Source organism: Streptomyces sp. NRRL WC-3549 (genome assembly GCF_000721935.1).
Lineage (GTDB): Bacteria > Actinomycetota > Actinomycetes > Streptomycetales > Streptomycetaceae > Streptomyces.
The window spans coordinates 26,499-27,020 of sequence record NZ_KL585423.1 but is presented as its reverse complement, the minus strand read 5'-3'; the positions used below and the strand labels follow the sequence as shown (position 1 = coordinate 27,020).

Here is a 522-nt window from a genome sequence, read left to right as displayed (position 1 = left end):
GGTGAGCGACGCCCCGCCGGTCTCCGGCACCGAGACCGGGACCGGCACCGAGACCGGGACCGAGACCGGGACCGAGACCGGGACCGGCACCGAGACGGGGACCGGCACCGAGACCGGCACCGAGACCGGCACCGAGACCGGGACCGGGACCGGGACCGGGACCGGCACCGATACCGGGACCGGCACCGGCACCGCCCCGCCGCAGGCGCCCGTCAGCACGTCGGCCGGCCCGCACACGACGGTGCCCGCCACCGGGACGCAGGGCGCACCGCCCGGTGCGCCGCAGGGCACGCCCGGCACGGGGAACCAGTCGCAGCAGTCGCCCCGGACCGGCCCGAGCGGTCGGAGCGACGCCACCGGCACGCCGGACCCGAGGGCGGACCAGGACCGTCAGGAGGAGCCGGCCGGTACGGAGCGGTCGCTCACCCCGCCGCCCGGCGACGGAGTGCCGGACCGCACGGCGACGGACGGCGCCGCCACGGCCCCGGGCGCGGACCCGGTCACGGCCGGACCCGACGGCGT

At 80.3% G+C, this 522-nt stretch carries 1 pseudogene; it reads left to right on the top strand.

Going from position 1 to position 522, the window contains the following annotated elements:
- Positions 1 to 522 (top strand): annotated as a pseudogene (locus tag IH13_RS44075) (hypothetical protein); the annotation flags it as partial.